Source organism: Polymorphospora sp. NPDC050346 (assembly GCF_040655695.1).
GTDB lineage: Bacteria > Actinomycetota > Actinomycetes > Mycobacteriales > Micromonosporaceae > Polymorphospora > Polymorphospora lycopeni.
Genome location: NZ_JBFAKM010000005.1, coordinates 1 through 22,417 on the forward strand (window position 1 = coordinate 1; position 22,417 = coordinate 22,417).

General features: G+C 74.0%; 6 protein-coding genes. All 6 read left to right on the forward strand.

The features are described from left to right. The first annotated feature begins 11 nt into the window (after positions 1-11). From AB0I42_RS06845 to AB0I42_RS06870, 6 genes are read left to right on the forward strand one after another with little or no spacing between them, the layout of a single operon-like run. Positions 12-6,716 carry an amino acid adenylation domain-containing protein gene (locus tag AB0I42_RS06845; protein ID WP_357535241.1) on the forward strand — a complete coding sequence of 2,235 codons (6,705 nt, stop codon included), beginning with the start codon at positions 12-14 and terminating at the stop codon, positions 6,714-6,716. Beyond that, positions 6,713-10,795 carry an amino acid adenylation domain-containing protein gene (locus AB0I42_RS06850; RefSeq protein ID WP_357534887.1) on the forward strand — a complete coding sequence of 1,361 codons (4,083 nt, stop codon included), beginning with the start codon at positions 6,713-6,715 and terminating at the stop codon, positions 10,793-10,795. Before AB0I42_RS06845 ends, AB0I42_RS06850 begins: the two co-directional genes overlap by 4 nt. Further along, positions 10,795-19,950, forward strand: a complete 9,156-nt coding sequence (locus tag AB0I42_RS06855) for an amino acid adenylation domain-containing protein (RefSeq protein WP_357534888.1) — start codon at positions 10,795-10,797, stop codon at positions 19,948-19,950. Before AB0I42_RS06850 ends, AB0I42_RS06855 begins: the two co-directional genes overlap by 1 nt. Further along, on the forward strand, positions 19,947-20,702 hold the full coding sequence (locus AB0I42_RS06860) for an alpha/beta fold hydrolase (protein ID WP_357534889.1): 756 nt from the start codon (positions 19,947-19,949) through the stop codon (positions 20,700-20,702). The genes AB0I42_RS06855 and AB0I42_RS06860 overlap by 4 nt, the downstream gene beginning before the upstream one ends. Next, entirely contained in the window at positions 20,699-21,742 is a 1,044-nt protein-coding gene (locus AB0I42_RS06865; protein WP_357534890.1) for a GSCFA domain-containing protein, read from the forward strand. The genes AB0I42_RS06860 and AB0I42_RS06865 overlap by 4 nt, the downstream gene beginning before the upstream one ends. Beyond that, positions 21,705-22,400, forward strand: coding sequence for a hypothetical protein (locus AB0I42_RS06870; protein WP_357534891.1), 696 nt, complete (start codon positions 21,705-21,707; stop codon positions 22,398-22,400). The genes AB0I42_RS06865 and AB0I42_RS06870 overlap by 38 nt, the downstream gene beginning before the upstream one ends. Positions 22,401-22,417: the final 17 nt, after the last annotated feature.

Genomic DNA, 22,417 nt, shown 5'->3' on the forward strand with positions numbered 1-22,417 from the left:
CCGGGCCGCTGATCCGGGGCCGGCTGGTCGTGCTCGCCCCCGACCGGCACGTGCTGCTGCTGACGATGCACCACATCGTCTCCGACGGCTGGTCGATGGGGGTGCTCACCCGGGAACTCGGCGTCCTCTACACCGCGTTCCACGGAGGTGACACCGACCCGCTGCCGCCGCTGCCGATCCAGTACGCCGACTACGCCGCCTGGCAGCGGCAGTGGCTCGCCGACGGCGTACTCGCCCGACAGGAGACGTACTGGCGACAGGCCCTCGCCGACGCACCGGCCCTGCTCGAACTCCCCACCGACCGCCCCCGGCCGGCCGAACAGGACCACGCCGGCGCCCAGTTGGCGCTGGACCTCGACGCCGACCTGACGGCGGCCCTCAAGGCGCTCGGTGCCCGGCACGGCGGCACCCTGTTCATGACCCTGCTGACCGGCTGGGCGATCGTGCTCTCCCGGCTCTCCGGCCAGACCGACCTGGTCATCGGCACCCCCACCGCCAACCGACGCCGCGCCGAACTCGAAGACCTCATCGGCTTCTTCGTCAACACCCTCGCCCTACGCGTCGACCTCACCGGCAACCCGACCGTCACCGAACTCCTCGACCGCGTCCGCGACCTCTCGCTGACCACCCTCGAACACCAGGACCTCCCCTTCGAACAGGTCGTCGAACTCGCCAACCCCACCCGCAGCCTCGCCCACGCGCCGCTGTTCCAGGTGATGTTCGCCTGGCAGAACAACGAGGACGGCGAGCTGGCGCTGCCCGGCATCGAGGTCACCGCGCTGCCGTTCCCGTACACGAGCGCCAAGTTCGACCTGGTCCTCGCCCTGGCCGAGCAGGGCGGCCGGATCACCGGCAGCCTCGAATACGCCACCGCGCTGTTCGACACCGACACCGCCCGCCGATACACCCGCTACCTGCACCGGGTCCTGACCCAGATGGCCGACCACCCCGAACGCCCGGTGACCGAACTGAGCCTGCTCGACGAGCGGGACCGGGTGCGGGTGCTGAGCCAGGCCCGTACGTCGCCGGTCGAGCGGGGCATCCGGGCCCGGTTCGACAGCCGGGTCGGCACCGCCCCCGACGCCGTGGCGGTCTCGTTCGAGGGCGGAGCGCTGCGCTACGCCGAACTCGACCGCCGCGCCAACCAGCTCGCCCACCACCTGCGGGAGCGGGGAGTCGGTCCGGACTCGCTGGTCGCGGTTTGCCTGCGCCGCTCACCGGACCTGGTCGTGGCGTTGGTCGCGATCCTCCGGGCCGGTGGCGCGTACGTACCGCTGGACCCGGGTTACCCGGCCGACCGGCTGGCGTACATGCTGCGCGACAGCGCCCCGGTCCTGCTGCTGACCGCCGGCGACACCGCTGCCGTCGCCGACCTCCCCGGCGCGCCGCCCGCGATCGACCTCCACACCGACCAGTCGCGCTGGGCCGGGCACCCGACCGGCGCCCCGGAGCCGGCGGCCGGACCCGACCACCTCGCCTACGTGATCTACACGTCCGGCTCCACCGGTCAGCCGAAGGGGGTGGCGCAGACCTGGCGGTGCCTCGACAACCTGGTCGACTGGCAGTTGCGTTTCGCGGCACCGGGCAGCCCGGCACCGGAGCGGGTGCTGCAGTTCGCCTCGATCAGCTTCGACGTGTCGTTCCAGGAGATCTGGAGCACCCTGTGCCAGGGCGGCGAGCTGGTGCTGATGGACGAGGAGCACGGTCGCGACCTCGGTGAGTTGCGCCGGTTCATCGCCGAGCGGGGCGTCCGGCGGGCGTTCCTGCCGGCGGCGGTGCTGCACCAGATGGCCGGCCTCACCGGGGCGGTCGCCCCGCTCGCGCCGGGCTGCGAGATCGTGACCGCCGGTGAGGCGCTGCGGGTCAACGACGACGTCCGGGCCCTGCTGGTCGGGCTCGGTGGCGATTACCTCTACAACCAGTACGGGCCCACCGAGACCCACGTGGTCAGCCAGTTCGCGCTGGCCACCGCCGACGCGGCGAGCTGGCCGGCGCTGCCGCCGATCGGCCGCCCGATCGCGGGTGCCCGGCTCTACGTGCTCGACGGACGGCTCGAACCGGTGCCGGACGGCGTGCTCGGCGAGCTGTACATCGGCGGCACCGGCCTGGCGCGCGGCTACCTCAACCGGTCCGGCCTGACGGCGGCCCGGTTCCATCCCGACCCGTTCGCCGGGCCGGGCGAGCGGATGTACCGCAGCGGTGACCTGGTCCGCCGGCGCGCCGACGGCACCATCGAGTTCGCCGGGCGGGCCGACGACCAGGTGAAGGTACGTGGGTTCCGGGTCGAGCCGGGCGAGATCGAGAGCGCGCTGCGGGACGTGCCGGGCGTACGCGAGGCGGCGGTGCTGCTGCGCGAGGACTCGCCCGGTGACCCGCACCTGGTCGGCTACCTGGCCGGTGAGGTCACCGCCGAGGTGGCCCGCGACCACCTGCGCCGGCGGTTGCCCGGGCATCTGGTGCCGACCCGGTGGGTGGTGCTGGACCGGTTGCCGTTGACCGCGAACGGCAAGCTCGACCGGCGGGCGCTGCGCGCCCCGGAGCAGGCGGACGACGCGACCGCCTACGTCGCGCCGCGCGACGACCGGGAAGCCCGGATGGCCGAAATCTGGGCCGAGGTGCTGCGCCGCGACCGGATCGGGGCGTACGACAACTTCTTCGCGCTGGGCGGGCACTCGCTCCTGGCGACCCGCCTCGTCCACGCCGTGAACCAGCGGATGGCGGCGGGCCTGTCGCTGCGCACCCTCTTCCAGAAGCCGGTCCTGGCCGACCTCGTGGCCGAACTGGCGCGGCACGACCCGCCCGTCGTCGTCGACCTGCCGGCGCTCACCCCCGACCCGGCCGGCCGGCACGAACCGTTCCCGCTCACCGACATCCAGGAGGCGTACTGGGTCGGCCGCGAGTCGACGATCGAGCTCGGTGGGGTCGGCGCGCACGGCTACAGCGAGCTGCGGCTGCGCGAGTTCGACGAGGGACGCTTCAGGCGTGCGCTGGACCGGCTGATCGCCCGGCACGACATGCTGCGGGCGGTCTTCCACGACGGCACCCAGCGGGTCCTGGCGACCGTGCCGTCTTACCCGATGGCCCGGCACGACCTGCGCGGGCTCGATCCGGAGACCGTCGGGCGGCGGCTGGCCGAGATCCGGGAGCGGATGTCGCACCAGTTGCTCGACGCCGGCCGGTGGCCGCTGTTCGAGTTCGCGTTGACGCTGCTCGACGGGGAGGCGCGGCTGCACGTCAGCATCGACGCGCTGATCGTCGACGCGGCCAGCGGGCAGATCCTGGAGCACGAGCTGGGGCTGCTCTACGCCGACCCGGACGCCGACCTGCCGCCGCTCACGGTGAACTTCCGCGACTACGTGCTGGCCGAGCGGGCACTGCGCCGGACGCCGCGTTACGACCGGGCGCTCGCCTACTGGCGGGAGCGGGTCGGCACGCTGGCGCCGGCGCCCGGGCTGCCGCTGGAACGCCAGCCGGAGAGCGTCGAGCGGCCGCGTTTCACCCGGTACGACGAGGTGCTGCCGGCCGAGCAGTGGGGCCGGCTGAAGGCGGCGGCCGGCCGCTACGGGGTGACCCCGTCGGTGCTGCTGCTGACCGCGTTCGCGCAGGTGCTGGCCAGGTGGAGCCGGCAGTCCCGGTTCACGCTGAGCCTGCCGCTGTTCAACCGGCTGCCGCTGCATCCGGGCATCAACGCGGTGATCGGCGACTTCACCTCGCTGGTGCTGGTGGAGGTCGACGTGCCGGCCGGGGTCGACTTCGTGACCCGGGCCCGCGCGGTGCAGGAGCAGTTGTGGCAGGACATCGACCACGCCGCGGTCAGCGGCGTACGGGTCAACCGGGAACTCGCCCGGGCCCGGGGGACGCGGCACGCCGCGCTGCCGGTCGTCTTCAACAGCACGCTGAGCGAGCTGGCGCCCGAGTCCGGTGACAGCGGTCTGCCGGCGGCGCTGAACGGTGAGGTCGTCCACGGCATCACCCAGACGCCGCAGGTCTGGATCGACCACACGGTCCTGGAGGCCGAGGGACGGTTGCACTTCAACTGGGACAGCATCGACGAGCTGTTCCCCGCCGGGCTGGTCGCCGAGATGTTCGCCGCCTACCGGACGCTGCTCGGCCGGCTCACGGACGCCGCCGCCTGGCACACCACGGTGGACGGTCCGGTGGCGCCGCCGGCACCGGCCGCGCTGCCGGCCCCGGGTCCGCTGATGCACGAGCTGTTCGACCGGCAGGCGCTGGCGACCCCGGCCGCGCCCGCCGTGCTGGCCCCGGACCGTCGGCTGGACTACGCGACGCTGCGCACCGAGGCGCGGCGGCTCGCCGGCCGCCTGCAGGACCGGGGCGTACGTCCCGGGCAGCTCGTCGCGGTGCTGCTCGACCGGGGCTGGGAGCAGGTCGTCGCCACCCTGGCGGTGCTCTACGCCGGCGGCGCCTACCTGCCGGTCGATCCGGACTGGCCGGCGGAGCGGGTGGCCCGGGTGCTGGAGCGGGCCGGGGCGGAACTGGCCCTGGTGGGTCCCGCCCCGGTCGCCGTACCCGACGGTGTCGGGCACCTGGTGGTCGATGCGACCACGGTCGGGGCCGGCGGCCCGGAGCCGCGGCCGGTCGCGGTGGCCGACACCGACCTGGCGTACGTGATCTACACGTCCGGCTCCACCGGCACCCCGAAGGGCGTGATGATCGACCACCGGGGCGCGGTCAACACCCTGCTCGACGTCAACGGGCGCTTCGGTGTCGGGCCCGCCGACCGGGTGCTGGCCGTCTCCGCGCTCAGCTTCGACCTCTCCGTCTTCGACATCTTCGGCACGCTCGCCGCCGGTGCGGCGGTCGTGACGCTCGATCCCGAACTGGCCCGCGACCCGGTGCACTGGTCGGAGCTGGCGTGGACGCACCGGGTCAGCGTCTGGAACTCGGTGCCGGCCCTGGCCGGGATGCTGGTCGACCACGCCGAGGGCGGTAACCCGCTGCCGCCGTCGCTGCGGCTGGTGATGCTGTCCGGTGACTGGATTCCGCTGCCGCTGCCGGGGCGGCTGCGGGCGCTGCTGCCCGACGTCGACGTGCACAGTCTCGGCGGCGCCACCGAGGCGTCGATCTGGTCGATCCACCACCCGATCGGCGAGATCGACCCGGCCTGGCGCAGCATCCCGTACGGCCGGGCGCTGGCCAACCAGCGGTTCTACGTGCTGGACGAGGCGCTGCGTACCCGGCCGACCTGGGCCGTCGGCCAGCTCTACATCGGTGGGATCGGCCTGGCTCGGGGGTACTGGCGGGACGAGGCGGCGACCGCGGCCGGCTTCGTGCTCCATCCGGTCACCGGTGAACGGCTCTACCGCACCGGTGACCTGGGGCGGCTGCGACCGGACGGCTCGATCGAGTTCCTCGGCCGGGAGGACGACCAGGTCAAGGTCAACGGCTACCGGGTCGAACTGGGTGAGATCGAGTCGGCGCTGGAGAGCCATCCGGGCGTACGCGCCGCGGCGCTGCGGCTGATCGGCGCGGCGCAGGCCGACAAGCGGCTGGCCGCGTACGTGGTCCCCGACGGTGCCGCCCTCGACGCCGCCGTCCTGGTCGAGCACCTGGAGCGGCGGGTGCCGGCGTACATGGTGCCGGCGTCGTTCACGTTCCTCGACGCGTTGCCGCTGTCGGCCAACGGCAAGGTCGACCGGGGCCAACTGCCCGACCCGCGGCCGTCGGCGGTGCCCGTGGTCGCGGCGCTGGTGCTCGACGACCCGGCCGAGGACCGCCTGGTGAAGATCGTCACCGAGATCCTCGACGTGCCGGTCGTCGCGCCGGACGCCAACCTGCTGCTGCTCGGCGCCACGTCGATCGACATCGTACGGCTCGCCAACGCGCTCTCCGGCGAGCTGGGCTTCCGACCGAAGCTGGCCCGGCTGATGCGCCAGCCCACCCTGGCCGACCTGCTCGGCATGTATCGCGAGCACGTCGCCCAGCGGGCCGTCGTCGCGCGGGCGCAGCGGGCGGTGGTCGACGACCCGGCCGCCCGCGCCGAGTTCAAGGCGCGTGGCGAGGGCCGGCGGGTCTTCCCGCCGGCGACCGGGCAGGTGGCGCTGGCCGCGCCGGCCGACCCGGGCTTCGCCCGCCGCTACACCGACTACCGTTCGGTGCGCCGCTTCGGCGCGGACCCGGTGCCGGCGCACGCGCTGGGCCTGCTCCTGGCCGCGCTGGCGCAGCGGCAGGTGGACGGCCGGGCGAAGTTCCAGTACGGCTCGGCCGGCGGCACCTACCCGGTGCAGACATACCTTTACGTCAAGCCGGACCGGGTCACCGGGGTGCCGGGCGGGGCGTACTACCACGATCCGGCGACGCACCGGCTGGTCGCGCTCGGTGGTGAGCGCGAGCTGAGCCCGGACGCCTACGACTACTTCGTCAACCGGCCGGTCTTCGAGTCCGCCGCATTCGCACTGTTCCTGGTGGCGCAGCGGGCCGCGATCGACCCGCTCTACCCGGAGCAGAGCGTGGCCTTCTGCAACATCGAGGCGGGTGCGATGGCCCAACTGCTGACGATGGCCGCCGCCGACCACGGTCTCGGCCTGTGCGGGATCGGCTCGCTGGAGACCGACGAGCTGGCCGCGCTGTTCGACCTGGACACGTCGCACCGGCTGGTCTATTCGCTGGTCGGCGGCACCCGCCCCGACCCCGGCATTCCCGGGCCGCGCCCGGCCGACGCCGGGTCCACCGACACCATCACGGTCGAGATATGAACGCCTTCGAGTTGCTCGACACGCTCAACCGGCACTCCGTCGGGTTGTTGGTCGACGGCGACCGGCTGCGTCTGCAGGCGCCGCGGGACGTGCTCACCCCGGAGCTGCTGGCCGAGCTGAAGCTCCACAAGGAACAGTTGATCGCGATCCTGACCGGCTCCGATCCGGAGACGATCCCGCGCCGGCCGGTGTCGGACGCGCCGCTGCCGCTCGCGTACGCCCAGCGCCAACTGTGGTTCCTCGACCAGCTCTCGCCGGGCAACCCGTTCTACAACAACCCGGTCGCCTTCGACATCACCGGCGCGCTGGACGTGGCGGCGCTGGCCCGGGCGCTGACCGAGGTGGTCCGCCGGCACGAGGCGCTGCGCACCGTCTTCGCGGACGTCGACGGCGAACCCTGCCAGGTCGTACGCCCGGCCGGCCCGGTCGCCCTGCCGGTCACCGACCTCGGCGGGCTGCCCGACCCGGAACGGCGACGGCGGGCCGACGAGGCCGTCGAAGCCGACGCGCGGGCACCGTTCGACCTGGCCACCGGGCCGCTGCTGCGCAGCAGCCTGCTCCGGCTCGCCGACGACGAGCACCGCTGGCTGCTCAACGTGCACCACACGGTGGCCGACGGCTGGTCGATCGGCATCCTGATCGGCGAGGTGACCACGCTCTACGGGGCGTACGCGCGGGGCGCGGCGAGCCCGCTGGCGGAGCTGCCGATCCAGTACCCGGACTACGCGCTGTGGCAGCGCCGGCACCTGGCCGGTGGCGAACTGGAGCGCCAGCTCGGCTACTGGACCCGGACCCTGGCCGGGGCGCCGGCACTGCTGGCGCTGCCGACCGACCGGCCCCGGCCGGCGGTGCAGCGCTACCGCGGCGACTGTCACGGCGTCGTGGTCGGTGCCGACGTGCTCCACGGCCTGCGGGAGGTCGGCCGGGCCGGCGACGCGACGCTGTTCATGACGCTGATGGCCGCCCTGTCGGTGCTGCTGTGGCGGTACAGCGGCCAGGACGACGTCTGCGTCGGCACCCCGTTCGCCAACCGCAACCACCGTGAGGTCGAGGGCCTGATCGGCCACTTCATCAACACCGTGGTGATCCGTAACCGGCTGGACCCGGGGCAGCCGTTCGCGGCGTTGCTGGCCGACGTACGCCGGCACCTGCTCGACGCGTACGCCCATCCGGACCTGCCGTTCGAGCAGCTGGTGGACGCGCTGAAACCGGAACGGCACACCAGCTACTCGCCGCTGTTCCAGGTGATGCTGGTGTTGCAGAACATCCCGCGCGGGCAGGTGGACCTGCCGGATCTGGCGCTGCGGCCGCTGGCGAGCAGCACCGGCGCCGCGAAGTTCGACCTGTCGGTCGAGGCCGCCGAGCAGGCCGACGGGCTGCATCTCACCTTCGAATACAACACCGACCTGTTCGACGCGGCGACGGTCGCCCGGATGGCCGACCATTTCGTACGCCTGCTCGGGCAGGTGGCCGCCGACCCGTCGGTGCCGGTGGGTGCGCTGCGCCTGCTCGGGCCGGCCGAGCGGCGGCGGCAGGTGGTCGACTGGAACCGCACCGGGCGGCCCGTGACCGGGTCCAGCCTGGTCGAGCGGTTCGGGGAGCAGGCGCGGCGGCACCCCGACCGGCTCGCCGTGGCCGGTGCCGGCGGACGGCTCGACTACGGCACGCTGGACCGGCGGTCGAACCGGCTGGCGCACGCGCTGATCGCCCGGGGCGTACGCGCCGACCAGGTCGTCGGCCTGCACGCGGGGCGCGGCGTCGAACTGGTCGTCGCGATCCTGGGCATCCTGAAGGCCGGCGCCGCCTATCTGCCGCTGGACCCGACCCTGCCGCCGGCCCGGCTGGCCGGCATGGTCGACGACGCGGCACCGGTGCTGGTGCTCGCCGACGGGGCCGGGTCCGAGACCGGCATCGCGGCCGAGGGCATCACGGTCGAGGACATCGTCTCGGTCGAGGCGGAGGGGCGGTCGGACGCGCCGCCCGACGTCGCCCCGCATGCCGCCGACCTGGCGTACGTGATCTACACGTCGGGTTCCACCGGCCGGCCGAAGGGGGTCGCGGTCGCCCACGGCAGCATCGCCAACCTCCTCGACCACTGGGTGTCGCGGCTGGGCGCCGTACCCGGCGAGGCGGCGGCACTGTGGTCGAGCATCGGCTTCGACGTCTCGGTGCAGGAGATCTTCCTGCCGCTGACCACCGGTGGTGCCCTCCACCTCGTACCAGAGGAGGTGCGGGCCGATCCGGCCGCGCTGATGGGCTGGCTGCGCGAGCACCGGATCGTGCAGGCATACCTGCCGCCGGCCTTCGTCCGGTGGCTCTACGAGGACCCCGCCCGGCTGGCCGGGCTGGCGCTGCGGCAGCTCCTGGTCGGCGTGGAGCCGCTGCCGGAGCAGGGCCTGCACCGGATCCAGGAGGTCCTGCCCGGCCTTCGGGTGCTCAACGGATACGGGCCGACCGAGACCGCCGTCTACAGCACCGCCTACCTCGACCCGCGGCCGCTGGCACGGCAGTGCCCGATCGGCCGGCCGCTGGCCAACACCCGCGTCTACCTGCTCGACGAGCGGCTGGAACCGGTGCCGGTGGGAGTGACCGGCGAGATCTACATCGGCGGTGCCGGACTCGCCCGCGGCTACCTGGGCCGGCCGGCGCTGACCGCCGACCGGTTCGTGGCCGACCCGTTCGTGCCCGGCGAACGCGTCTACCGCACCGGTGACCTGGCCCGTTTCCTGCCCGACGGGGACATCGAATACCTCGGCCGGCGGGACAACCAGGTCAAGCTGCGGGGATTCCGGATCGAGCTGGGCGAGATCGAGGCGGCGCTGCTCGACCGGCCCGACGTGCACGAGGCGGTGGTGCTGGTCGACCGGGACGCGGCCGGCGAGCCACGGCTGGTGGCCGGGGTCGGCCGTGGCGAGGCGACGCCGCTGCTGCACAGCGAGTGGCGGGCGGCACTGTCGCGGCGGCTGCCCGGCTACATGATCCCGGCGCAGTTCGTGGAGCTGCCGCACCTGCCGCAGACCGCCAACGGAAAACTCGACCGGGCCGAACTGCTGCGGCTCGCACGGGCGAACATGCCGTGGCAGGTCAACCTGGCCAGCCCGCGCGACCAGATCGAACTCACGCTCTACCAGATCTGGAAGCGGCTGCTGCTCCAGCCGGACATCGGCATCAGCGACTCGTTCTTCGACATCGGCGGCACCTCGATCTCGGCGATCAAGCTGGCCCACGCCGTCGGCGAGGAGTTCGGCGTACCACTGCCGGTGCACGAGATCATGCTGCACCCGACGATCGAGGCGCTGGGCGGCCGGCTGCGGCGGGGCACGTCGGGTAAGCCGCCGAGCAACCTGATCGAGTTCCGGGCCGGCGACGGCGGCGCCCGGGTGATCTGCGTGCACCCGGCCGGTGGCACCGCGTTCTGCTACCTGTCGCTGGCCAAGGCGCTGCCCGAGTCGGTCGGCGTGTACGGCATCCAGTCGCCGGGGGTGAACCCGGGCGAGGAGTTCCTGCCGACGGTCGAGGCGATGGCCGAGACATACCTGCGGCAGGTCGAGCCGCTGCTGTCCGGGCCGGTCGTCCTCACCGGACTGTCGTACGGCGGGCTGGTGGCGTACGAGATGGGCCGGCGGCTGGCGCTGGCCGGGCATCCCGGGCTGAGCGTGGTCCTGCTGGACACCCTCGGCACGGACGACCCGGCCCATCGGGCCGCGATCGAGCCGGTGGACATGGCCGAGTTCCGGGACAAGCTGATCAAGTTCAACGGGATGTATCCGGGGATCGACGACCGGCAGATCGACCAGTACCACCGGATCTACAACCACAACCGCACCACCATGCGTGACTATCCGACGTTGCCGTCGCCGGCCCGGCTGGTGCTGTTGCAGGCGACCGCCGGGCGCGGCGAGGACTTCCTGGCCGAGGTACGCGGCTTCTGGCGGCGGCGCGGCGCCGACTTCCGGCTGGAGCAGGTGCACTGCGACCACTGGGACATCCTGGAGAGCGCGGAGGTGCTCCGGGTGGCCGGCCTGCTGCGTGACGAGCTGGACCGGATTCCGGCCCGGCAACCCGTACGGGAGGCGTGATGGAGCCCGGCCTCGCCCGCGCGGTGCTCGCCCAGGCGCGCCGTACGCCGGACGCGGTCGCGGTGTCCGACGGCGACCGGCGGCTGCGGTACGCCGACCTGGACGCCGGGAGTGCCGCCGTCGCCCGGTCGCTACGGGCCGCCGGGGTACGCCCCGGGCAGGCGGTCGCGGTCCGGCTCCCCCGTTCCTGGCAGCTCGTCTGCGCGATGCTCGGCATCCTGCGGCTGGGCGCGACGGTGGTGCCGCTGGACCGGCAGAGTCCACCCGATCGGCAGCGCCACATGCTGCTCGACGCGGCGGTCACCGCCCTGGTCCACGGTCCCGACGGAGCCGGCGACCTGCCCGACGGCGTACGGCCGCTGCCGGTCGACGGGCTGTTGCGGGCCGGTGGGGAGCCGCCGCCGGAGGTGGCGCCCGCACCGGTCGCGTTCCTCTTCTACACCTCGGGCACCACGGGTCAGCCGAAGGGCGTCGAGGTACGCGACGCCGGCATCCTGCGGCTGGCCCGGCCGGGCTACATCGAACTGCCGCCGGCGGCCCGGTACGCCTGCATGTCGAACCCGGCATTCGACGCGTTGAGCTTCGAGGTCTGGGTGCCGCTGCTGACCGGTGGCCGCTGCGTGGTCCTCGACGACGAGACGGTGGCGACACCGCACCTGCTGGCCGCCGCGCTGCGGGCCGAGCGGGTCGACACGGCGTTCATCACGGTGGCGCTGTTCAACGCGGTCGTCGACCGGGTGCCGGACTGCTTCGCCGGGGTCGGTCAGGTGCTGGTCGGCGGCGAGCAGCTCAACGCGCGGCTGATCCGCCGCTGGTACGACGCCAACGCGGCCAGCGGCACCCGGCTGTTCAACGTGTACGGCCCGACGGAGGCGACGACGTTCGCCCTGTGCCATCCGATCCCACGCGACTTCGCCGGGGAGGTGGTGCCGATCGGTGGGGTGCTGCCGGGCACCGACGCGCTGCTGGTGGTCGACGGTGGCCGGGTCGCCGGGCCGGGCGAGGTCGCCGAGCTGTATCTCGGTGGCGAGGCGCTGGCGGCCGGCTACCGCAACCTGCCGGCGGAGACGGCCGGCCGGTTCGTCCGGCTGCCGTGGCTGGACGAACCGGTGGAACGGTACTACCGCACCGGTGACCTGGTGCGGCAGGACGCCGCGGGCCGCATCGAGTACGTCGGCCGGGTCGACCGGCAGGTCAAGGTCCGTGGTTTCCGGGTCGAGCCGGGCGAGGTCGAACGGCAGATCGTCACCCATCCGGCGGTCCGCCAGGCGTACGTGTGCACCCGGCGCGGCCCGCTCGGGGTGAACGAACTGCTGGCCTACCTGGTGGCCGGTCCTGATCTGTCCTTCGTGGACCTGGATCGGCATCTGGCGGCGGCGCTGCCGGCGTACATGCGGCCGCACCGGATCCACCTGGTCGACGCCCTGCCGCTGAACGCGAACGGCAAGGTGGACCAGGACGCGCTGCTGGGCCGCGACGATCCGCCGTGGCGGGGCGACGACGACGGTGCGCCCGCGACGGCGTGGCAGGCCGAGGTGCTGGCGCTGGCCGGCGAGGTGCTGGGCGTACCGGACCTGCGGCCGGGCGACCGGTGGATCGCCAGCGGTGGCGATTCGCTGAAGGCGCTGCGGCTGCGCTTCGAGGTCCAGCGGCGCTGGGGTGGGGAACTGCCACAGGCGACGGTCCTGCGCGGCGACTTCGCCGAGTTGGCCGCCGCGATCGACGCGGCGCGGGGCGTGGCCGGTTCGCCGTATCCGGTGCCGGCCGCCCTGGCCGGTGCGCGGTCGGCGCCGGCCACCTCGGAGCAGCAGCGGCTGTGGCTGTTGCAGCAGCGGTCGCCGGGGTCCGGGGCCTATCACGTCGGATTGGCGTTCGAGCTGCGCGGCCGGGTCGACGTCGCGGCGCTGCGGCAGGCGCTGCGGCGGGCGGTGGTCCGCCATCCGGCGCTGCGGACCGGGTTCCGGGCCGCGCCCGAGGGACTGCTCCAGGAGGTCGGCGACCCCTACGACCCGTGGGCCGACCCCGGGCCGGACCCGGACGACGGCTGGCAGGATCGGGCACGGGCACTGTTCGCCGTACCGTTCGACCTGGCGCGGTCGCGGATGCTGCGGGCGTACTGGCTGCCCGGCGACGACGGCGGGACGCTGTTGCTGCACCTGCACCACATCGCCGTCGACGGCTGGTCGCTCGACGTGCTGTTCGGCTCCCTGTCGGCCGACTACGCTTCGGCGCTGGCCGACCCGTCGGCCGGGGCCGGACCGTCGGCCGGGGCCGGACCGTCGGCCGGGGCCGGACCGTCGGCCGGGGCCGGACCGTCGGCCGGGGCCGGGACGGACGACGACACCGGCACGGACGTGCCGACGCCGCTCGACTACGCCGTCTGGCAGGCCGACTGGTTCGACCGGCCGGCCTATCTGGCGCGGCGGGCCACGCTGCGGGACCACTACGCCGGGATCGACGAGGTCGCCGCGCCAATGCGACCGTTCCGGGACGGGGCCGGCGACCACCTGCTCCAGACCTCGGTCGACACCGTACGCCGCAGTGCGCTCGACCGGGTCGGCGCGGAGCTGGGGCTGACCCGGTTCCATCTGCTGCTGGCCTGCTTCGCGTGGGCCGTGTACGGCGTCACCGGCCGGACCCATCCACGCGTCGCCAGCCCGGTCGCGAACCGGCCGGTACGCGACTTCGCACCCAGCGTCGGGATGTTCGCCAACACCGTGCTGCTGCCGCTGGCGCTGGCGCCCCGCGAGGAACTGCGCACCCAACTGCTGCGGCAGGCCGCCGCCCTGCGCCCGGTGCTCGACGCCCAGGACGTGGCACTCGCGCACGCCGTCGAAGACCACGACTTCGGCGCCGACGCACCGCTGTTCGACTTCCTCTTCGTCCTCGACAACACCGACTTCTCGACGCTGGCGCTGCCCGGCTGCGTGGCCCGGCCGGTGTGGCTGGCTCCGGCCGGCACCAAGTGCCCGCTCACCCTGTCGGTGGTCGAGCACGATGCCGGGTTCGACTGCCTGTGGGAGTACGCCGGCGACCACTTCGACGGGGCCGACGTGGCGGCGCTCGTCGACCTCTTCCGGCAGGGCCTCGACGCGCTGGCCGGCGGCGGCACGTCCACCCTGGCCGACCTGGTGCGGGCATATCGGGGCGGGCTGCCGGAACCCGGCCGGGGCGAGTCCGCCGAGCTGGCGTACGCGACGGTGGCCGAGGGCTTCGCCCGGCGGGTAAGCGCCGACGCCGCAGTTACGGCGCTCGTCGCCGGTGACCGCCGGCTCAGCTACGCCGAACTCGACGGGTATGCCGGCGGTCTCGCCGCCGAACTCGCGCAGCGGTATCCGGCGCCCGCCGGGGACGCGGCCGTCGCGCTGTTCTTCGAGCCGTCGGTCGAGCACGTGGTGGCGCTGCTGGCGCTGGCCCGGCTCAACCTCACCATCGTGCCGCTCGACCGGGCGTACCCGCCGGCGTTGCTGCGCCAGATCCTCGCCCAGGTCGACCCGCTGTGCGTGCTGTTGTCGCCCGGTGACGAGGCCGCCCTCGACGCCATCGACGCGGGCGCGCACCCCCGCCACCCGGTCGTCCTGGCCCGCACCGCCACCCCACCCGCGCCGTCGTACGCCGGCCGGCCGCTCTACACGCTGTTCACCTCGGGCTCCACCGGCACTCCGAAGGGGGTGCGGGTCGGCGACGCCATGCTGTGCAACCTGCTGCGGTGGCAGGTCGAGGCCGGTGGCCTGGCCGGACGGGCGGCCACCCTCCAGTTCTCGATGCTCTCCTTCGACGTCTCCTTCCAGGAGATCTTCGGCACGCTCTGCGACGGCGGCACCCTGCACCTGCCCCGGCGCGGCTGGCGGCACGACATGCCGGCGCTGCTGGAGCACCTGGACAGCGCCGGCATCGAGCGGATCTTCATGCCGTACGTCGCGTTGCAGCTCCTGGCCGAGCACGGGGTACGTCTCGGCCGGTTCCCGGTCAGGCTGCGGGAGGTGGTCACCGCCGGCGAGCAACTGGTGTGCACCGACAGCATCCGCCGCTGGTTCGCCGGGCTTCCCGGCGCCCGCCTGTTCAACCACTACGGGCCGACCGAGACGCACGTGGTCAGCAGCCTGTGCCTGGACGGTGACCCGGCCGGCTGGCCGGTCCGGCCGGCGATCGGGCGCCCGATCGCCAACATGTGGCTGCGGGTCGTCGACGGGGCCGACGAGGTCGTACCGCCGGACTGCCCCGGGCAACTGCTGATCGGTGGGCCGCTGGTGGCGCCGTGCTACCTGGGCGACCCGGCGCTCGACGAGGCCCGGTTCGTCGAACTGCCCGGCCTCGGCCACTTCTTCCGCAGCGGCGACCAGGCCCGGTTCGACCGCGACGGCCTGCTGCACTATCTCGGCCGGGACGACCAGCAGGTCAAGGTGAGCGGCCACCGGCTGGAGCTGGGCCAGGTCGAGGCGGCGCTGCTGCGGCATCCGGCGGTCGTCAACGCGGTCGTCGTACGCGACGGCGAGCACCTGGTCGGCTGCCTGGAATGCCGGACCACCCCGCCGGGCGCGGAGGAACTGGCCAGCCACCTGGCCGGGCTGCTGCCCGCGTACGTGCGCGTCGACCGCTTCCGGTGCCTGCCGGAGCTGCCGCGTACGGCCAGCGGCAAGCTGGACCGCCGACGGGCGCTGGCCGCGCCGGGCGAGGAGTTGCGGGTGCGGCCCCTCGCGGCGCCGGTCCTGTCGGCGCTGGAGGCGCGGCTGGCCGGGCTGTTCGAGGAGGTGATCGGAGTGTCCATCGCTCCCGATCAGCGCTTCTTCGACGGCGGCGCGGGCAGCCTCGGTCTGATGCGGTTCCACCTGCGGTGTGCCGCCGAGGGGTTGCCGCTGACCATCCCCGACCTCTTCGAGCACGTCACCATCCGTCGGCTGGCCCGGTTCCTGGAGGGGCGGCCCGCGCCGGCTCCCGTCGCCGCAGCGGTCGGGCCGGCGGCGGACGAGCCGGTCGCGGTCGTCGGGATGGCCGTACGGCTGCCCGGCGCTTCCGACCTGGCCGCCTTCTGGGCGATGGTGGCGGCCGGCGAGCGTGGGATCGAGCACTTCGACGCCGCCGACGGCCTCGTCGGGGCCCGCAGCCAGCTCGCCGGGCCGCTCGCCTTCGACCCCGGGCACTTCGGCATCAGCCGGTCCGACGCGCGGCTGATGGACCCGCAGCAGCGGCACCTGCTGATGAGCTGTGTCGAGGCGCTGGCGCACGCCGGCATCGCCGACCCGGCCGGGCAGCGGGTCGGCCTGCTCGCGAGCTGCGGCGAGAACACGTACTTCCAGGCCATGCTGCGCAAAGGCGACCCGGCCCGGCTGCCGGACGAGTTCCAGTTGGCGCTGCACCACGACAAGGACTTCCTCGCGACGAAGGTCGCCTACCACCTGGGCCTGACCGGCCCGGCCTTCACCGTGCAGGCGGCCTGCTCGAGTTCGCTGGTGGCCGTACACGTCGCCGCCGGCCTGCTGCGCCAGGGCGACAGCGACGTGATGCTGGTCGGCGGGGTGCTGGTCGACCCGCTGCTGACCGGCGGCTACCGCTACCGGCCGCACCACATCTTCTCGCCGGACGGGCACTGCCGGCCGTTCAGCGACGACGCCGCCGGCACCGTCGGCGCCAGCGGGGTCGGCGTGGTGGTCCTCAAGCCGCTGCGGCTGGCCCGGCGCGACGGCGACACCGTCTACGCGGTGGTCACCGGATCGGCCGTCAACAACGACGGCGCCGACAAGCTCGGCTACACCGCCCCGTCGATCCCCGGGCAGCGCGAGGTGATCCGCGCCGCGCTGCGCCGCAGCGGTCACTCCAGCACCGACCTCGGCTACGTCGAGGCGCACGGCACCGGCACCGAGTTGGGTGACCCGGTCGAGGTGGCCGCGCTGCGCCAGGCGTACGACCTCGCCGAGTCCGGTCGATGCGCGCTCACCTCGGTGAAGAGCCAGATCGGCCACCTCGGTGCGGCGGCCGGCGTCGTCGGCCTGGTCCGCGCCGTCCTGTCCATCCACCGTGGACTGATTCCGCCGAACGTCGACTTCCGGCGCCTCAACCCACGGCTCGGCACCGACCCGGCACCGTTCTACATACCCACGAAGGCCCGCCCCTGGCCGGACGGGCGGCCGAGGGTGGCGGCGGTGAGCAGCTTCGGCATCGGCGGCACCAACGCCCACCTGGTCGTCGAGGCCGCCGAACCGGCGGCCACCCGGCCGCCGGCCGACGTACCGGTGGTGGTGCTCGCCGCCAGCAGCACGGCCGCCCTGCGCGCCGACGCCGGCCGGATCGCCGACTACCTCGCGGCCCGGCCCGACACCTTCCGGCAGGTGCTGCGCCACCTGCAGGCCGGCCGCCCCGCCGGACGCTGGCGGATGGCGGCCGGGTGCGCCGACGCGGATGCCGCCGTGGCCTGGCTCCGGACCGCCGCCGAGGTGACACCCGTGGCGGCAGCACCCGTGGCGGCGGCGCCCGTCGAGGTCACCGGGGCGGCCGCGGAGCTGGTCGCCGCGTGGCTGGCCGGTCGGGCGATCCGCTGGCCGGCCGGGCCGGCGCCGGCTCCCTGGGACTTCCCGCCGCCGTCGTTCGAGCTGGCCGACTTCGACTTCGCCCGGGCCACACCGCCGGCCGGACCGTCGCCGGCCGGGCCGGATCCGGCGTCGTCGGTGACCGGACCGCTGCCCGCGCCGGTAGCCGGGCCGGCAGTGGAGGGGTGGCCAGCGCGGGTGCCCGAGGCGGAATGGCTGCACCAGCCGCACTGGATCCGGTGGCGGCACGCCGGCTCTGCCGACGTACGCCGGCCGGCGACGCTGGTCGTCCTGGCGGCCGAGCCGGTTCCGCCGGCCGCGGTACGCGCGTTCGGGGCAGCCTACGACCGGGTGGTGACCGTCGTCGCCGCCGACCGTTTCAGCCGGGCGGCACCGGACAGCTACCGGGTCGACCCGGCCGACCCGGACTCGCTACGCCGGCTGCTCGACGCGCTGGCCGGCGCCGACATCGACTGGCTGCACGCGCTGCCGCTGGCCGTCACCGGACCGGTCGGCCCGGACTCGCTGGACCGCGCCTACTGGGCCTGCGTCGACACCCCGGCCGCGCTGCTGGCGGCGGTCGCCGGCCGGCCGGACCGCCACCGGGTGCGGGCCTGGTGGCTGTCGTACGACGCCCAGCCGGTGACCGGCGACGTACGCCGGCCCGAGTTGGGGCTGCTGGCCGGGATCTGCGAGGTGGCTCCCCAGGAATCCGCTGTCGACGGCCACTGGCTCGACCTGCCGAGCCGCGACCCGGCGGACTGGGCGACGGCCCTGTCCGCGCTGGCGGATCTGTCGGCGAGGTCGGATCTCCCGGCGGAGTCGGCGCCCCGGCGGCTCGCGCTGCGTGACGGCTTCTGGTGGGAGCAGGCCCTGTTGCCGGTACGCCCGTCCACCGGCCCGGCGCCGCTGCCGGCTGGACCGGCCGTGTACGTGGTCCTCGGTGGCACCGGCGGCATCGGGGGGAGCATCGCGTCGTGGCTGCTGGAGCAGGGCGACTGCCGGGTGATCCTGCTGGCCCGGCGGGGTCACCTCCCGGCCGGGCTGGCCCCGTGGGCCGACCGGGTCGACGTCGTGGCGGTGGACCTGGCCGAGACGCCTGCCGACGAGCTGGTGGCCCGGCTCGACGCGTACACGGGGCGCGTGGACGGGGTCGTCCACGCCGCCGGGGTCGCCGCCGGTGGGCTGGTCGCCCGGCGGGACGCGGCCGCGATGCGGCTGGCGACGGCCGGCAAGATCCGCGGCGCGCTGCTCGTGGAACGGATCGTCGCGCACTACCGGCCGGCGTTCGCGGTCTACTGCTCCTCGATGTCGGCGCAGTTCGGCGGGGTCGGTCAACTCGACTACGCCGCCGCCAACGGGCTGCTGGACGGGTTCGCCCGGCACCGCACGACCGGGAGCGAGGCCACGGCGCGGGTCGTCGTCGACTGGGACGTCTGGCACGAGGTGGGCATCGCCCGGGACGCCCTGCCGACCGACGCCCGGCACCGGGCGCACCTGGCGGTCGGCCTGTCCGTCGCCGAGGGCCGGCGGCTGTTCGCGGACGCGCTGCGGCTGCGGCTGCCGCACCTGCTGGTCTGCACCACGGCGCTGGACGAGGCGCGGGGGTTCTACGCCCCGCCGGCCGTGGCGCCGGTCGCGGTTCCGGTCGTGGCGTCCCGGCCGGCGGCCGACGAGCTGACCAAGTGGCTGTGCCACTGGCTGGATGTCGACCGGCTCGACCCGGCCGCGTCGCTGTACGACCTCGGCGCCGACTCGCTGCTGCTGCTGGACCTGGTCGACGAGGTGAAGGAGCGCTTCGGCATCGGCCTCGCCCTGTCCCAGCTGAGCCACCGGGTGAGCCTGAACGAGGTGCTGGACCTCCTCGGCGAGACGTCCCCGACCGACGGTTCGGCCGTACCGCTGGAGGTCTGGCAGGCGGGCCACGGCCGGACGCTGCTCTGCCTGGTCCACCCGGTCGGCGGCGACATCCAGGCATACCGGTCGCTGGTGTCCGAACTCGACCCCGGACTCACCGTCTGCCTCGTCGCCGATCCCGCGCTGCAGCACGCCGACCAGCCGGCCTGGTCGCTGACCGAGCGGGCCGCGCACTACCACTCCGCGTTGGAGGCACGCTTCCCGCGCGACGAGTGGCGCTGGCGGCTCGCCGGCTGGTCCTTCGGTGCCTGGGTGGCGCTGGCGATGGCGGCACGGGCCGAGGCGGACGGGCAGCCGGCCGACGAGGTCTACCTGCTCGACCCGCCGCCGCCGGACGCCGGCCCGACCTTCCGGGCGTACGACGACGAGCGGCTCGAGGCGCTCTTCGCCCACGAGCTGGGGGCGGTGTCGGATGCCGGCCCGGCCGCGACGGCGTACGTCGACGGGCTGGCCCGCTGCTGCCGGGCCAACCTGGCGAGCATGGCGGACCACACCCCGCCGAGGCTGGCGACCACGCCGGCCCGACTGTGGCTCGCGGGCCGCCCGACGGCCGGGCTGCCGGTCCTCGGCGCCGCGGACGAGCAGGCCCGGCGGTGGCGGGCCCATCTGCCCACGCTGGCATCGTGGCATCGCGTCGACACCACCCATTACGGCATCGTCGAGCCGGAGACGGCCCGTACGGTGGCCGGCATCATCAACGAGGCGACGCGATGACTGTTGATCAGTGGTTCTGCCGGGCATCCGATGTGGAGGCGCCGGCACGGTTGTTCTGCTTCCCTTTCGCGGGCGGCAACGCCGCCGCCTTCCTGCCCTGGCAGCGGTTGCTCGGCCCGGACGTCGAGCTGTGGGTCGCGCAACTGCCCGGCCGGGGCGCCCGGCTGTTGGAGGAGCCACTGGACGACCTGGACGAACTGGTCGCCCGGCTGGCCGACGCGGTCGCCGAGCGGGCCGACCGGCCGTTCGCCCTCTTCGGGCACAGCCTCGGCGCGCTCGTGGCCTTCGAGGTGGCCCGTGCCCTGCGCCGGAACCGCCGGCCCGTCCCGGGAAGCCTGTGGGTCGCGGGTGCCGAGGGGCCGCAGACCCGGTCGATCGAGCAGCCGTTGCACGATCTGCCCGACGCGGAGCTGATCGAGGCGCTGCGCGACTACGGCGGCACCCCGCCCGAACTGCTCGACGATCCGGAGATGATGGAACTGCTGCTGCCGGGGCTGCGCGCCGACCTGGCGCTGGACGAGCGCTACACATACCGGGTTGAGGCACCGCTCGACCTGCCCGTACACCTGTTGCTCGGGGACCGGGACCCGCACGTGGAGCCGGCCCGCACGGCGGGCTGGGCGCGCGAGACCAGCGGCCCCCTGCACCGGCAGTTCTTCCCCGGCGAACACTTCTTCCTCTTCCCGCACCAGGCCACCATCACCGCGCTGCTGGCGAAGGTGCTGGCCGCCGATCCCCTGGCGGCGCGATGAACCCGTACCAGTCGCTGCCGCCACGGTCCTTTTGGCGCACCGCCGTGGCCGAGCCGGACATGCTGGACATCGGCGACCTGTGGACGCCGAAGTTCGTGGTCGACCCGGACGACCCGGTCCTCACCGCCGGTTCGTGCTTCGCCCGCCACATCGGACCCGCACTGCTGGAGTACGGGATGAACTGGCGTGAGGTGGAGCTGCCGCCGCCGGGGCTGACCGGCGACGAGCGCCGGGCCCGCCAGTACGGCCAGTTCTCGTTCCGCACCGGCAACATCTACACGGCCGCCATGCTGCGGCAGTGGCTGACCTGGGCACTGGACGACGTGGCGGCGCCCGACGAGGTCTGGAACGAGGACGGGGCGTTCTTCGACCCGTACCGGCCATCCGTCGAACCCCTCGGCCACCCGTCGGCGGAGGCGGTGCTGGCCGCCCGGCGGGTCACGCTGGCGGCGATCCGGGCCGCGGTCGCCGAGGCGGGCTGCCTCATCTTCACGCTGGGGCTGACCGAGGCGTGGCGGGACCGGCCCACCGGGACCGTCTTCCCGGTCTGCCCCGGCACGGTCCGTGGCACGTTCGACGCCGACCGGCACGAGTTCCGCAACTTCACCGTCGCCGACGTCTACGCCGACCTGTCGGCCGCCGTCGCGCTGGCCCGGGCCGTCAACCCCCGGCTGACCGTCCTGCTGACGGTGTCGCCGGTGCCACTGACGGCGACCGCGACCGGAGAGCACGCGCTGGTCGCCACCACCTACTCGAAGTCGGTGCTGCGGGCCGCCGCCGGCCAGTTGGCACGCGAACACGACCACGTCGACTACTTCCCCTCGTACGAGATCATCACCGGTTTCCCGTTCCGGGGGGTCTTCTTCGAGCCGAACCTGCGTGCGGTGACGCCGGCGGGTGTCGACTTCGTCATGCGCCACTTCTTCGCCGCACTCGAGGGGCGACCCACCGAGGCCCGACCGGTCGGCCCGACCGGGACCAGTGACGGGGGTGACCTGCTCTGTGACGACGCCGTCCTCGACTACTACAACGCCGGCTAGGTTCCTGCTCCTCGGCGACTCGCACGCCGGGCCGATCGGCCGGGCGGCGAAGGCGGCCGGGCTGCCGTTCGTCGGCGGCCCGATCGGCTCCGGGCGCGACTTCAACGCCGACTTCTTCGACGTACGCAACGACGGTCTGGTGTTCCGCGACGCCGAGGTCGAAAAGCTCTACCGGGGTTTTCTCACCGACCTGGCCGTGGCCGACATCGGCCAGCTCACGATCCCGCTGGTGTCGACGTTCGGGCTGAGCGCCCACTTCTTCGCCACCACCGAGAACTGGCACGTCTACCGGTCCGGTGACGGCGGGTTCCCGGCGGGTTTCCTGTCCAGCCGGCTGTTCGACGACATCGTGCGCGCGATGGCGCGCGACGCGCTGGTCTTCTACCGGCACGCCGTCGACCTGGGGCTACGGGTCCTCGCGGTGCTGCCGCCACAACGGGTGCCGGGCATGGCCGACCGGGCGGTTTTCATGGCGGCGCAGGAGACCATGCGGCGCGCGCTCGTCGACCTGGGGGTCGAGATCGTCGACCTACGCGCCCGGGTCACCGACGCGACCGGCCTGCAACGCGCCGCGCTGTGCGAGCCCGACGACCCGATCCACGGCAACCTCGCCTTCGGCCGGCTGATCGTGGCCGACCTGCTCGCCCGGGGGCTGTGAAACAACCGATCCACGAG

Coding starts and splice junctions, on each gene's coding strand:
- AB0I42_RS06855 (WP_357534888.1), top strand. CDS start 10,795: ATGGAGCCCGGCCTCGCCCGCGCGGTGCTCGCCCAGGCGCGCCGTACG.
- AB0I42_RS06850 (WP_357534887.1), top strand. CDS start 6,713: ATGAACGCCTTCGAGTTGCTCGACACGCTCAACCGGCACTCCGTCGGG.
- AB0I42_RS06860 (WP_357534889.1), top strand. CDS start 19,947: ATGACTGTTGATCAGTGGTTCTGCCGGGCATCCGATGTGGAGGCGCCG.
- AB0I42_RS06865 (WP_357534890.1), top strand. CDS start 20,699: ATGAACCCGTACCAGTCGCTGCCGCCACGGTCCTTTTGGCGCACCGCC.